Raw genomic sequence first — 13,653 nt, forward strand, 5'->3', positions numbered from 1 at the left:
AGGGCGAGTTTCCTTGTCGTACTCATTGTTGCGCCGCTTCACGCGCGACAACGCGAGCAGTTTTGCCGTGCCGCGCCATGTAGGCAAGCCCCGGATTTTATGAAAGCATGGGCCAAAACGAGATGACGGGAGGAAACATGCCCCGCTTCCTGCGCGCCGCCCTGCTCGGCTTCTTCGTATTCCTCGTTGCCGGCGGAGCAACTCCGTCACAAGCGGGTGGCTATCCGGACCGCCCGGTGCGCTTCATCAACGGCTTTGCCCCCGGCGGACCGGTCGACACCGTGGCGCGCATCATGGCGCAAGCGCTGTCGGATCATCTCGGCCAGCAATTTGTGGTCGAGAACCGCACCGGCTCCGGCGGCAATATCGCGACCGCAGCCGTCATCGCATCCGCACCCGACGGCTACACCGTGCTGTTCAGCGGCTCCAACAACGCGATCTCGGCTTCGCTCTACAAGCACCTCGCCTTCGACTTCATCCGCGACACCGTGCCGGTCGGACTGTTCACGGAAGTGCCCAACCTGATGATCATGGCGAACGCGATGCCGGTGAAGACCGTCCAGGAGTTCATCGACTACTGCAAGGCCAATCCCGGAAAGATCTCCTACGCCTCGGCCGGCTACGGCACCACCGTGCACATGTCGGCCGAGCTGTTCAAGGCGATGACCAAATGCGACATGGTGCACGTGCCCTATCGCGGCTCGGCACTGGCGATGCCCGACGTCATCTCCAACAAGGTGCAGCTCATCTTCGACAATCTGCCGACGGCAGCGAAACAGGCGCACAGCGGCAACGTGCGCGCGCTCGGCGTCACCTCGGCCAAGCGGTGGCCGAGCGAGCCCGACGTGCCGGCGATCGCCGAGACCGTGCCGGGATTTGAGGCCACCGTGTTTTACGGCATGTCGGCGCCGAAGGGCACGCCGCCCGAGATCGTCGCGACGTTGAACAAGGCGATCAGCGAGGTGCTCAGGGACCCGAAAATCGTCGCGCGCTTTGCCCAGCTCGGCGGCGTGCCGAAACCGCTCTCGCCGGAGGACTACGGCAAGTATATCGCCAGCGAGACCGAGAAGTGGCGCAAGGTGGTCGCGTTCGCGGGGGCATCGGTGGATTGACCCGAAGGCCGCGCGGCGGCATTGCGGGAAGCCCGCGCCCCCTGTAAACGGGGGCCGCACCGTTGCCTCGCCGCCTCAAGCCGGCGGCAGTCCGCGGCGGGGCCTGTAGCTCAATGGTTAGAGCCGGCCGCTCATAACGGTCTGGTTGCAGGTTCGAGTCCTGCCGGGCCCACCACGCTTCGCCTTCGGGCTACGCGTGGCGCAGCCACGCAAGACCGAAGGGTGAAGCGTGTCCGGCGTGGTTGAAGCGCAGCGAAAGCGAAGACGGACCGGGGACGCTCGCTTCGCGAGCTACGACTCGGCAAGCCACGGCCGTCACCGCGCCAGAAACGCCCCGCCTGGTTGCTCGTTGCCGTACGTCAGCGGTCCACAGACGACTGCTCCCATTTGAGCTGGCTACGGTCTCCGCTTCACCAGTGCAGATTCCGCGGCGTTATCGCGCGAACCGGACGAAGAATCCTGTCAAGCTGCGTGTGACTGCTCGACAACATGTGACCGAAGAATGGGGCTGTCTCCGGGTTTCGGTCGGGAAAATTCTCGATGATCCTCGATTGACGGCGGTGGACTTTCGGGAATGCTCGACCACATCAAGCCGCAGCAAAGATTCACACCGGGAGGCGTCAGCGATGAATGAAGTGACTGACCAGTCAGTGATGAATGAGTTGACCGATCACGAAAGGGAGGCGGCGACCGATACCGATGTCCTGATCGCCGGGGCCGGACCGGTCGGATTGTTCCTCGCCAACGAATGCGCCCGCCGGGGCCTGAGATGGCGCCTCGTCGAAGCGCGCGCGGCGCAATCGCAACACTCGAAGGCACTCGCGATCTTTCCGCGCACGCTCGAGATCTTCGACATGGCGGGGATCGCCGCGCCCTTTCTCGAGAAGGCCAACCGCGTCACATGGGTCACGGCGATCACATCGGGACGAACGCTCGCCCGCGTCAGGTTCGAGCCGGCCGCAAGCCCCTATCGGTTCGTGGCGATGGTCCCGCAGGACCTCACCGAGCGGCTGCTCGCCGAGGAGTTGCCGCGCAAGGGCGGCGCTGTCGAATACGATACCGCACTGGTCGCGGCCGAACAGAAGGACGGTCGTGTCGAAGTCACTCTGGATCGCAAGGGCGAGACGATCAGGCTGAGGGCATCCTATGTGGTCGGCTGCGACGGCGCACACAGCAAGGTGCGCCATCTTCTCAATCTGCCCTTCGCCGGCGAGGCGTACCAGGACTCCTTTCTGCTGGCCGATGTCGAGACCAACGACGCGCTGCCGGCCGACGAGATGCAGCTCTGCCCGAGCGAGTTCGGGCCGCTCGCCATATTCCCGATGAGCGCGACGCGGCGGCGGATCGTGGCGATGATCGATCAGGTGGAGGGAGATGCGCCGTCCCTTGAACTCGTGCGCAAGCTACTGGTCGAGCGGGGTCCGCGCGGCATCGAAGCACGCAGCCTCCACTGGAGCAGCTACTTTCGTATTCATCACCGCCAGGTCGCGCGCCTGCGCGAGGGGCGGATCTTCGTGGCGGGCGACGCGGCCCATATCCACAGTCCGTTCGGCGGCCAGGGCATGAATACGGGGCTGCAGGACGCCTGGAATCTGGTCTGGAAACTCGATCTCGCCGTGCGCGGACGCGGCAGCGCGCAATTGCTCGAGAGCTACACCGCCGAACGCCGTCCGGTCATCAGCGGTGTGATTGCGCTGACCCACGCCATGACCAGGGCGCTTGGCACCAGGAGCAGGGTTGCCATGGTTCTGCGCAACGCTCTCTTCCCGTTGATATCGCGCCTGCCGCCCGTGCAGCGCGCGTTCGTCCGCAGGCTGTCCCAGCTCGGGATTGACTATCGCGGCAGCCCGATCGTCGAAGGCAACGGAGAGCGATATTTCGACGATTCGCTTCGCGGCGGCAGCGGCATCAAAAGTCGATTCCTGGTGCTCACAGGCGACGATCTGGATGCCGCAACAGTTCAGGCCGCCAAGTCGCTCTGCAACGAGTTCGCCGACATTGTCGAGCAGCATTCGGCACGGCGTCCCGGCCTGACGCTGGTCCGCCCGGATGGCTATATCGCTTATGCCGGCAACGCCGGCCTTGGGGTGGCTGCAGTGACATCGCTTCGCGCGGCTCTGGCGCGGATGACAGGTTCGCCCTGATGCGCGGTGCGAAGGACAGATGCGGTAGGAGCGCATGATTTCATTTGCGCATGGCCGAAACTTGCGCTTCGGAGAAAGCTCACCCCTTCCACCCGGCCTTGCGCAAACCCTCAACGAGGTGCGCGTGGTCTTCTGGCCGAAACCACGGAGCTCTCTTGCGGACATACATGTCGAGTGCCCCCGGTGCGCGCGAAATGGCCTTTTTCAATTCTTCCTCTGCTTCCGTTGTGCGGCCAAGCTGGCCCAGCGCCGCCGCGGACCAGCGGTAGATCATCGGAAAATCGGGATACGATCGGATCAAACGTTTTGCGGCCTCGATCGACGCTTCGTATTCGCCGCATAAATAAAGACCGCCAGCAATGTGCAACAAGCGGACCGCCAGATAGGGGTCGCGGGGATCGAGCCTGAGACATGCGTTAAGGGCCGTGACCCCCTCCTTGGGCCGTCCACCAAAAATCAGCGTCGCGCCTCTATGGCCATGTGCGATCGCGAGATTTGGGCTCATGGAGAGAGCGCGCTCGATCTCGGCCAACGCATCGTCAGCCTCACCGCGTGCTTGCAACGCCCAGCCGAGGCACGATCGGGCTTCCGCATCGGCTCCGTCGAGCGCGACCGCGCGGCGGGCCAGGGCTTCGGCCGAGCGTTGCGCGTCGCGCAGGTCAATCTTCTGGTAGAGCGCGGCAGCCTGCAACTGGTACAAGGCGAGCGCGCTGTAACTGCCGCCGAAGGTCGGATCGAGCTCGATTGCCTGTCTGAAGAATTTCTCTGCAGTCTCATCGTCGTCTGCGGTTGCCTTGCTCAGGTGCCAAAGGCCGCGCTGATAGGCTGCCCAGGCATCAAGGCTCCCCGGCGGCCTGCGCATGGCGCGTCGAAGCTCAGCGTCCGCAATGGCGGGGGCCAGCGCGGTCGTCAGCGCTTCGGTAAGCTCGTCTTGCACGGCGAAGATATCGGCGAGGTCGCGGTCGTAGCGCTCGGCCCACACATGATTGCTGGTCGCCGCCTCTATCAGCTGCGCAGTAACGCGGATCCGGTTGCCGGCCTTGCGCATGCTGCCTTCAAGCACATAGCGGACGCCGAGCTCGCGCCCGACCTGTCTCACGTCAACCGCCCGCCCCTTGTAGGTGAACGACGAGTTCCTCGCGATGACGAACAACGAGGGATAGCGCGATAGCGCGGTGATCACATCCTCCGCGATTCCGTCGGAGACAAATTCCTGGTCGGGGTCGCCGCTCATGTTGGTGAGTGGCAGCACGGCGACGGACGGTTTGTCTGGCAAGGCGAGCGCCGGCTCCTCAGGTTTCGGCATCGCGGTCCGCCGGCCGGGATCGACGATGATGCGGTAAACGTGGACAGGTCGGGCGATATTCTTCAGAACTTGCTCGCCCGCTTCCTCGACCTCGAAATTCACCTTGTCGCGCGCGTGATTGAAGACCGTCTGAGAGATGCATATGCCTCCGGGCTCGGCAATGGCCTCGAGGCGCGCCGCGATGTTGACGCCGTCGCCAAAGATGTCATGGGCTTCGACGATGATGTCGCCGATATTGAGCCCCACACGGAAGAGAATGCGGCTGCCTTCGGCGTCGCCGCGGGTCAGTTCATTGACACGGGACTGGAACTGCATGGCAGCCCGGACCGCTTCGACCGCGCTGGGAAACTCCGCCAGGAAGCCGTCGCCGGTGTGCTTGACAATGCGGCCGCCGTGCTCCGCAATCGCGGGCTCGATACCTCCGGCGAGGAGCGCGGTCAGTTTGGCGTGCGTAGCCTCTTCGTCATTGTGCATGAGCCGGGAATAGCCGGCTACGTCGGCGGCCAGGATCGCCGATAGCCTACGCTCGACTCGGACTGGCCGCTCCTGCACCATGGCTCGCAATCCAACCCATTGAAATTGTACGATGGATCAGATCGCAGCGCCAACACGATTTGACGCCATCCATCGGCGTGAACGTCGTTGTTGGCCTCGACGCGGCTCAAGCGACCAGCGGCCAACGCGTCCGGTTCCAGAGGTCGGGGATTTGAGGCCTGGCCGAACGCATCGATCTCGCCATCAGAGATGCACGATGAATGAGTATCATGAAACCAATGTTGATGTGCATGTTCGACCAGCCGCAAGGCGGCGCATGGTCGTAGCTGGGGCCCTGCGCCGCGGCGGCCCGTGAACAGAAATTCGCCGGGCCCTTTTTGCCCTCAGGCCGCGGGCCTGATGTTCTGGTTCACCCGGAAAAAGTTGGCTGGGTCGTATTTCTTCTTGAGTGTGGCCAGGCGCGGGTAGTTGTCCCCATATGCCGACTTGAGCCTTGCGTCACCCTCGTCGTCCATCATGAAATTCGGGTAGGCGCCGCTGAGGTCGAAGGGATGCACTGCCTCCCAATACGCCTTGGTCCAGCGCGTCACCGGTCCTGCCTTCTGCGGGTTCGGATCGATTCCAGCGATGACCATCGACCACGTGGCATCGCGGCAGTTCCAGGCCGTCTCCTTCTTGCCCACGCGATGGACAGCACCGTCGATCGGATAAAGGTGCATTAACGACAGCTCGCTCGGCGTTTTGGCAGCTTGCTCAAGGTGCGCATCGATCGCCGCGTCGGGCAGCGTCTTGACGAAGTCCCCTCGCCAGTACCATTGCATCCCCTTCGGATAGAGCGCGTCGAACATGGATTGCACAGCGGGATAGGGCATCGTTCCCATCCAGTTGAGCCACGGATCGGGCAGCGCGTCGAGCAGCGGAGCCATGGCCTTTCTGCCCTCCTGCTCCGGCCCGTCGTAGCACGACATCAGAAGGCATATGCGCTTTCCCCAGAACTGCTCCGGAAACGGCGCACTTGAGAGGATTGTCTTCAGCCCGAGGAAGATCCCGAGTTCCTCCGGCACAGTCGGCAGAAAGTCGCGATAGAGCTGCATGATCGTGCGGGCGTGCTTTTGATCCCAGGCAATTGGCCCTGCAAAGACGATGCTGACCGGATGTAGCTGGAACAGGAAGCTGGTGACGACGCCGAAATTGCCGCCACCCCCACGGAGCGCCCAGAGCAGGTCGGGGTTATTTTCCTTGCTGGCGGTAACGAAGCTGCCGTCTGCAAGCACAACGTCCGCCCCAATCAAATTGTCGATGGTCAGTCCGTATTTGCGCGACAGGTAGCCGTGGCCGCCGCTCAGCGTCAGTCCAGCTATGCCAGTGGTCGAGATGATACCTGCCGGTACGGCGAGCCCGAAGGCGTGAGTGGCGTGATCGACGTCTCCTTGGGTGCAGCCTGCGCCGACCCGCGCAGTCCGGACAGCAGGGTCGACCCGCACGCCCTTCATCATCGATAAGTCGATGACCAAGCCATCATTGACGCTGGAAAGACCAGGCCCATTGTGGGCGCCGCTTCGGATGGCGACGACCAGGCCGCTCTCGCGGCCGAAATTGACCGCAGCGATCACATCGGCAACGTCAGCGCAGCGGGCAATGATCAAGGGCATCTTATCGATCATTCCGTTGTAAAGCGCGCGGGCTTCGTCGTAGTTGGGGTCGCTTCGTTCGATGACGGTACCGCGCAGGCTCTGCTTCAACTTGTCAATCGCAGTGTTCTGCATGACTCCCTCCCGACTTTTCAAAGAGTGATGCGTGCCCGCGATGGCAGGGCTCCGCATCGTGATCTCGACCCAGATAGCCGACGAGAGGTGCGGCCGAGCATGGCTGTGCCTGCCGTCGACAGCCTCACTGCCTATTCGCCCGGGCGAAGACACTGGCACGTCCCGCTCGAGCCAGCTCCTTGCACAAGCCTTACTTCGCCAGGGCTGCGTCGACCCTTGGCAAGAACGCTGCCAAACCTGCGCTCTCAAACGCGCTGCGAACGCGAAGAAGTTCGGCCGTCGGCGACACGTGCGACGGCGATGCAGATTGTAGTTCGCTTATTGCAGCGAGCAGCCGCCTGCGGTGACCCAGCGAGGCCACGCCAAGTTCTTTGAGATCTGCTTCAGTGAGCCCGCTGAGAACGTCGAAATCGATATCGTTTTCGGCAAACACCTTGGCATACTGGGCCAATCCCAAATTTCGCAGCCACTGCTCGACCGCCATGTCAAACAGGATCCTCGCGCCACTTGGAAAGCGCAGGGTACTCCCTATCGAAGTGGAATCAAAGGCAGGCGCGGCCAAATGTCCCCGCGGACCGCACCAGTTTCGCGCCAGAAATGATCTCACCGAAACACAACAAACGCGATCGAATTCAACCGAAAACGCTGCAAAATCAATGATCGCGTTTTATCCCGTTGCTGACAACCGCCCGGTTGCAGGTTCGAGTCCTGCCAGGTCCACCAGCCTTCGCTCGCGAAGCGAATGAAGGCTGCCGCGCCGGAGCCCAAAGGGCGAAGGCGGGCGCTCGGAGCCCGGGAGCTACGGCTCGGCAAGCGTGTGCGGCGGAGCTCGGAGCGCAGCGACAGCGAAGACGGGCTGGGCCCCGTTCTTTCACCGCACCAGAGGCGCGGGGTGTCATTCCGCCGCCTGCTGTTCCTCCGCCGGTTTCCCGCTCCCCAGCGCGTCCGCCACGCGCGACGGCCGGTAGGCGCCGCCCAGCCAGCGGGACAGCCGTTCGAGGTAGAGATAGATGACCGGCGTCGTGTACAGCGTCAGCCATTGCGACACCAAAAGGCCGCCGATGATCGCGACACCGAGCGGCTGGCGCAGTTCCGCGCCTCCGCCGGTGCCGAAAGCGATGGGCACTGCGCCGAACAGCGCCGCAAACGTGGTCATCATGATCGGGCGGAAACGCAACAGGCACGCCTGGTGGATCGCCTCCTGCGGAGCCTTGCCTTCGATACGCGCGGCCTGCAACGCGAAGTCGATGATCATGATCGCGTTCTTTTTGACGATGCCGATCAACAGGACGATACCGACGATCGCGATCACCGACAGGTCGTAATGCAGCAGCATCAACAGCAACAGAGCGCCGACGCCGGCCGACGGCAGCGCCGACAAGATCGTGATCGGGTGGACGTAGCTTTCATACAGGACACCGAGAACGATGTAGACGACGAGGATCGCAGCAGCCAGCAACAGCGGCATCGACGATAGCGAATCCTGGAAGGCCTGTGCCGTCCCCGAGAAAGAGGAATTCAACGTCGGCGGTACGTGCAAGCGTTCGGTCATGGCCTGGATGGCGCTGACCGCCTGTCCGAGCGCGACTCCCGGCGTCAAATTGAACGACAGCGTCACGGCCGGGAAAATGCCCTGATGGCTGAGCAGCAGCGGCTCGCTCTTGCGGGCGAAGTGGGCGAAAGTGCTCAGCGGCACCTGCGCACCAGAGGGACTCGACACATAAATTTCCGACAGCAGGTTCGGATCGTGCTGGAACTGCGGTTGCACTTCGAGCACGACTTTGTATTGATTGGTCGCGGTATAGATCGTCGCGACCTGCCGCTGACCGAACGCGTCGTAAAGGGTCTGGTCTATCTGATCGGCCGACAACCCGAGACGATAGGCAGCGTCGCGGTCGACGTCGATGGCCAGGTGCGCCGCGGCAATCTGCTGATCGGATGCGACTTGCTGCAATTCCGGCAGCTTTTTCATGCCGGATTCGATGACTGGCGCCCAATGGTTGAGTTCATCGACATTGGTGTCGGTCAGCGTATACTGATACTGGGTGCGGGAGAGCCGGCCGCCGACGGTAATGTTCTGCGGCACCTGCATATAGAATCTGGCGCCCTCGATGCCGGCCACCTTCTTGTTTAACCGCTGGATAATCTGCTCGGCAGTGTCAGCGCGTTCGTCATAGGGCTTCAATCCCCAAAAGATGCGCGCCGTGTTCTCGGCGGGATTGTATGGCGTGGCGCCGGCGTAGGAGAAGACACCCTGGACGTCGGGGTCATGCATCACGATATCGACGACCTGCCGCCGGATCTTGTCGGTGTTGGCAACCGACGAGTCCTGGCGAACGTCGAGCTCACCGAAAATGAACCCGGTATCCTGCTCGGGGAAAAAGCCCTTTGGCATCTTGACGTAAAGGTAACCGGTCGCGACCATCAGCAGGAGTGTCGCCAGCAGCGCCGAAAATTGGTGGCGGAAGATGAAAATGAGGCCGCGGTCGTAGGCGCGCAGCGCCGCCTCGAAGACGCGCTCGCAGCCGCGGTTGAAGCGGCCTTTGGCGTGCAGCCCCTCCGGTCTCAGAAACAGCGAGCACATCACCGGCGTCAGGGTCAGCGATATCACCGCCGACGCGACGACGGCGACCGAGATCGTCACGGCGAATTCGCGGAACAGCCGGCCGATGATGCCGCCCATGAACAGCAGCGGTATGAACACCGCGATCAGCGAAAAGGTGATCGAGATGATCGTAAAGCCGATCTGCCCGGCGCCCTTGAGCGCGGCATCGAACGGCCGCATGCCCTGTTCGATATAGCGCACGATGTTTTCGATCATGACGATCGCATCATCGACGATAAAGCCGACCGAAATCGTCAAGCCCATCAACGAAATGTTGTCGATGCTGTAACCGCCGACGTACATGAAGGCAAAAGTGGCGACCAGCGACAGCGGCACCGCCAGGCTCGGGATCACCGTCGCCCACATGGTCCGCAAGAACAGGAAGATCACGACGATGACAAGGCCGATCGTCACCATCATCGTCAATTGCACGTCGCGGATGGACGCGCGGGTGGTCTCCGAGCGGTCCGACATCAGATCGATGTGAACCGCCGGCGGCAGCGATTGCCGGAGCTTGGGCATCAATGCCTTGACCCGGTTCACCACGGCGATGGTGTTGGCGCCCGGCTTCTTCTGGATCGCGATACCCTCGGCACGGTGGGCGCCGAACCATGAGACCAGTCGGTTGTTCTGCACCGAGTTGATGACGTCGCCGACATCCTTGATGCGTACCGGCGCGCCGTTCCTGTAGGCAATGATGACGTTGCCGTATTGTGCGGCGTCGTAGAGCTGGTCGTTGGTATCGAGAGAGATCGACTGATCCGAGCCCTCGATTGCGCCCTTCGGCCGGTTGACACTTGCCGCGGCGAGCGCGTTGTGGACGTCCTCAAGCCCCAGCCCCTTGGCGGCGAGGGATGGCGGATTGATTTGGACGCGGGCGGCGTAAGGCATCGACCCGAAGACAAAGACCTGGCCGACCCCGGGCTCGGTCGACAGGCGATCTGCGATGATGTTGGTGGCGTATTCGTCGACCTTGTAACGCGGCAGTGCGTCGGAATGGATCGCGTAGATCAGGATGGGGAAGTCCGCCGGGTTCACCTTGCGGTAGGTCGGAGGAGTCGGCATGTCCTTGGGCAGCAACCCGCTGGCCGCATTGATCGCCTGCTGCACGTCGCCCGCAGCGGCATCAATATTGCGGTTCAGCTCGAATTGCAGCGTGATCGACGTGACGCCGACGCCGCTCCACGACGTCATCTCGCTCAGATCCGGGATCGAGATGAATTGCTGTTCGAGTGGCGTCGCGATCGACGAGGCCATCGTGCTGGGATTGGCCCCCGGATATTGCGCGGTGACGGTGATCGTCGGAAAATCGACATTGGGCACTGCTGCCACCGGCAACAGATTATAGGCCCCGACCCCGAATACCAGCAGCCCCACCATCAGCAGCGAGGTCGCGATCGGGCGGCGGATGAAGGGTTCGGAAATGTTCATTGGGGCGCGCCGTTCGGCCGCTCGCCGCCGCTTTGCGGGCGGGCCTGGCTTCTTATCCGGGCGCCGTTGTTGAGCCGGTACTGGCCCTCGACGACGACCGGCTCGCCGGGCTTAAGGCCTTTGGTGATGACCGCCTTGCCGTCTTGCACCGCAGCGACCTCGACGGCACGTCGCTCGACGGTGTCGTCCGGCTTGATGACATAGACGAAGTGGCCGTCAGCCCCTTCGAGAACGGTCTGCTGCGGAACCGTGGGAACCTGTTGGCGCACCGACAGCACAACCCTGACGTTGACGAATTCACCGGGCCACAACCGCTCGTCCTGGTTGTCGAACTGCGCCTTCAGGTGGATCGTGCCGGTGCTCGGGTCGACCATGTTGTCGACCAACGTCAGCTTTCCCTCGGCGAGTGTGGTCTCGTTGTCGCCCGCTACCGCATCGACCGCAAGCGGCCGCCTGTCCTGCTGACGGCGAAGCTCGTCGAGCGTGTTCTGCGGCAACGTGAAGCTGACGAAAATCGGCTTGATCTGTGTGATATTGACGAGCGTCGCGTTCCCGGTGCTCTGCACCAGATTGCCCTTGTCGATGAGCCGCGCGCCGAGCCGGCCGTCGATCGGCGCGGTGATCGTGCAATAGCTGAGGTTGAGCCGCGCTACCTCGGCCTGTGCCTTGTCACTGTCGAGAGCCGCCTGGTCGGCCGCGACGGTCGCCTTGTCGGTGTCGTATTGCTGCTGCGAGATGGCGAGGTGACTCTCGATCAGCTTGGCATCGCGGTTGAAGTTGAGCTGCGCATTGGCGAGCGTCGCATGGTCCTTTTCGATGTTGGCCGTCGCCTGGTCGAGCGCCGCCTGATATGGCCGCGGGTCAATCTGGAACAGGACGGCGCCCTCCTTGACCTCCTGACCCTCCTTGAAATCGACGCTGACAATGTGGCCGTCGACGCGGCTCTTGACCGCCACGGTGTTATAGGCCTGCACCGTGCCGAGGCCGCGCAACACGATCGGCACGTCGGCGGCGGCGACGCTGCCAGCGGTGACCGGGACGCCCGGGAGCGCCGTTGGCGCTGCCGCCGGCGGCGCGTGGGCCGCAGCGCTCAGCCGCCACACCATGACGACCGCACCGAGGAGAAGCATGGCAGCAACGGCTGCCCCGAAAGCAAATTTCCGCAACCGAACGCCTCCAGTCGCGAGCCCAGTCTAACGCGGTCTACGCAGACTATGTCTATGCAGAATGATGTCTATGCATACTATGTCTATGCAACCTATAGACCCACTTGTCTATCATACATTCTTCCGTTTGTTCTGGTCGCCTTCAAACGAGCAGGGTGACGTAGGAGGACTTGCGGCAAGGGCTAACAGGGAGGTGCCCTGAACCCTGGCTGCGCGTACCCGGTGATGGCGTTGGCGCGTACCCGGTGATGGCGTTGGCGCGCGCCCTGCGAGCCGCGCGCTATGCACCTTCACCAGGAGTTGAACGACGGGATCAAAATGCAACGAATGCGGTCGAACCGAAGCGAGACCTGGCGATAGATCGAGACTCAGCCGTGATACGCAAACAGCTCGATGGGGTCGCTAAAGCCGCGCACCGGATATTCGCCGACGCGCTCGAGAGCGAAATCGCGGTCGACAAAGTCGGCGAACGCGCGGGACAGCAACACCGGTCTTCCCAGCTGCTTCGTGAGAGCTTCGAGACGCGAAGCCATGTTGACAGCTGGACCGATGACGGTGAAGTCGAGCCGGGTGCGCGACCCGATATTGCCGTACATGACGTCTCCGACGTGGACGCCGATTCCATAATTCAGCGGCGCACGACCGGTTTGGCCATTGCTCTCGTTCAGGGCGGCCATGGCCTGACGGGCTTCGGCCACGGCCTGCAGCAGATTTGCGCAGGCCGTGGGCTGGCTAAGCGGAAAAATCGCAAGCAGCCCGTCGCCCATGAATTTCAGGATTTCCCCGCCATGTCGCGCGATCGGCTCCGATATCGCGTCGAAATAATCGTTCAGAAGGTCGATGACGTCATCGCGCGGCCAGTTGTCGGAGATCCGGGTGAAATCACGCAGATCGCAGATCATGATCGCGGCGCGTACCGTCGTCCCGCTTCCTCGCCTCGTCGCGCCGGCCAGGATGAGCTCGCCGGCATGCGACCCGACATAGGTTTCGAGCAGCGTCCGCGCCAGCCGGTTCTTCATGCGGATTTCGCTGACCAGCGCCAGAACCGGCAACAGTTTCGACAGGCCGGAGACATGGGCGTCCTCGAAACCTCCGGACCGGTCGGTTGCAAAGGTCACCATGTGCCGCTTGCCCAGCGTATGATACAGCGGCCACGCCACATAGTCGGTCAGGCCCTTCGCCCGCATCTCGTCATAGAGGGCGTGCTTACGGCCCAGCGACGGATCGCGTTCGAGATTTTCCCGCACCTCGGTGGCACCGTCAAAAAGTTCGTTGGCTGGACTGCCGATGAATTCGGATCGTTCCCTGACATCATAGTCCACCCTTCCTATCTCAGCCTCGCGCATCCCGTCGGCCCACATGATCCGGGCGCCAAGCCATTGCGGATGGTAGATCAGGAGATGAAGCGTCGCCCGCTTGACGGGAATGCCGGCTTGCCGGACCCGCACACACAGCTCGGAGAAAATATTGTCAAGGAAGCGCTCGTCGCGCGTGTCGTTGGTCAGCCAGTGCGCAACGTCGCTGTCGGAATGCGTGATGACGGAATTGATGTTTGACGGCGCGTCCATATCGTGCTCCTGAGCGGTGAACCGCATCCCACGATATAGGATATGTCGCGTCTCCCCGCC

General features: G+C 62.6%; 8 protein-coding genes, 1 tRNA gene and 1 pseudogene. 3 read left to right on the top strand and 7 right to left on the bottom strand.

What is annotated here, in order from left to right:
- Positions 1 to 137: 137 nt before the first annotated feature.
- The 3 genes from VKR55_RS13255 (at position 138) to VKR55_RS13265 (ending at position 3,256) form a co-directional block, all read left to right on the top strand.
- Positions 138 to 1,112, top strand: coding sequence for a Bug family tripartite tricarboxylate transporter substrate binding protein (locus tag VKR55_RS13255; protein WP_324403902.1), 975 nt, complete (start codon positions 138 to 140; stop codon positions 1,110 to 1,112).
- Between the two features lie 99 nt (positions 1,113 to 1,211).
- Positions 1,212 to 1,287 (top strand) — tRNA-Ile (locus VKR55_RS13260).
- 451 nt (positions 1,288 to 1,738) lie between these two features.
- Positions 1,739 to 3,256 (top strand): FAD-dependent monooxygenase, encoded by a 1,518-nt coding sequence (locus tag VKR55_RS13265; protein ID WP_324403904.1) that lies wholly within the window; start codon positions 1,739 to 1,741, stop codon positions 3,254 to 3,256.
- A 79-nt stretch (positions 3,257 to 3,335) separates the two neighbouring features.
- On the opposite strand, the gene VKR55_RS13270 is transcribed toward VKR55_RS13265, so the two are convergent.
- The 7 genes and pseudogenes from VKR55_RS13270 to VKR55_RS13300 form a co-directional block, all read right to left on the bottom strand.
- The gene (locus VKR55_RS13270) at positions 3,336 to 4,664 is read right to left on the bottom strand and encodes a tetratricopeptide repeat protein (protein WP_324403906.1); all 1,329 of its coding nucleotides are present in this window, start codon (positions 4,662 to 4,664) and stop codon (positions 3,336 to 3,338) included.
- A 15-nt stretch (positions 4,665 to 4,679) separates the two neighbouring features.
- Positions 4,680 to 5,117, bottom strand: a pseudogene (locus VKR55_RS33080) (adenylate/guanylate cyclase domain-containing protein); the annotation flags it as partial.
- Positions 5,118 to 5,440: 323 nt separating this feature from the next.
- Positions 5,441 to 6,823, bottom strand: a complete 1,383-nt coding sequence (locus VKR55_RS13280) for an FAD-binding oxidoreductase (protein ID WP_324403910.1) — start codon at positions 6,821 to 6,823, stop codon at positions 5,441 to 5,443.
- A 190-nt stretch (positions 6,824 to 7,013) separates the two neighbouring features.
- Positions 7,014 to 7,307: an SAM domain-containing protein gene (locus tag VKR55_RS13285; protein WP_324403912.1), complete on the bottom strand. Its 294-nt coding sequence runs from the start codon at positions 7,305 to 7,307 to the stop codon at positions 7,014 to 7,016.
- 411 nt (positions 7,308 to 7,718) lie between these two features.
- Positions 7,719 to 10,859, bottom strand: a complete 3,141-nt coding sequence (locus VKR55_RS13290) for an efflux RND transporter permease subunit (protein ID WP_324403914.1) — start codon at positions 10,857 to 10,859, stop codon at positions 7,719 to 7,721.
- Positions 10,856 to 11,989, bottom strand: coding sequence for an efflux RND transporter periplasmic adaptor subunit (locus VKR55_RS13295; protein ID WP_324403916.1), 1,134 nt, complete (start codon positions 11,987 to 11,989; stop codon positions 10,856 to 10,858). Before VKR55_RS13295 ends, VKR55_RS13290 begins: the two co-directional genes overlap by 4 nt.
- Before the next feature lie 404 nt (positions 11,990 to 12,393).
- A complete protein-coding gene (locus VKR55_RS13300; RefSeq protein ID WP_324403918.1) occupies positions 12,394 to 13,593 on the bottom strand; it encodes an adenylate/guanylate cyclase domain-containing protein in 1,200 nt (399 codons plus the stop codon).
- Between the last annotated feature and the right edge of the window lie 60 nt (positions 13,594 to 13,653).

The sequence above is a fragment of the Bradyrhizobium sp. genome (assembly GCF_035309285.1).
GTDB lineage: Bacteria > Pseudomonadota > Alphaproteobacteria > Rhizobiales > Xanthobacteraceae > Bradyrhizobium.

Coding starts and splice junctions, on each gene's coding strand:
- VKR55_RS13255 (WP_324403902.1), top strand. CDS start 138: ATGCCCCGCTTCCTGCGCGCCGCCCTGCTCGGCTTCTTCGTATTCCTC.
- VKR55_RS13265 (WP_324403904.1), top strand. CDS start 1,739: ATGAATGAAGTGACTGACCAGTCAGTGATGAATGAGTTGACCGATCAC.
- VKR55_RS13280 (WP_324403910.1), bottom strand. CDS start 6,823: ATGCAGAACACTGCGATTGACAAGTTGAAGCAGAGCCTGCGCGGTACC.
- VKR55_RS13285 (WP_324403912.1), bottom strand. CDS start 7,307: ATGGCGGTCGAGCAGTGGCTGCGAAATTTGGGATTGGCCCAGTATGCC.
- VKR55_RS13290 (WP_324403914.1), bottom strand. CDS start 10,859: ATGAACATTTCCGAACCCTTCATCCGCCGCCCGATCGCGACCTCGCTG.
- VKR55_RS13295 (WP_324403916.1), bottom strand. CDS start 11,989: ATGCTTCTCCTCGGTGCGGTCGTCATGGTGTGGCGGCTGAGCGCTGCG.
- VKR55_RS13300 (WP_324403918.1), bottom strand. CDS start 13,593: ATGGACGCGCCGTCAAACATCAATTCCGTCATCACGCATTCCGACAGC.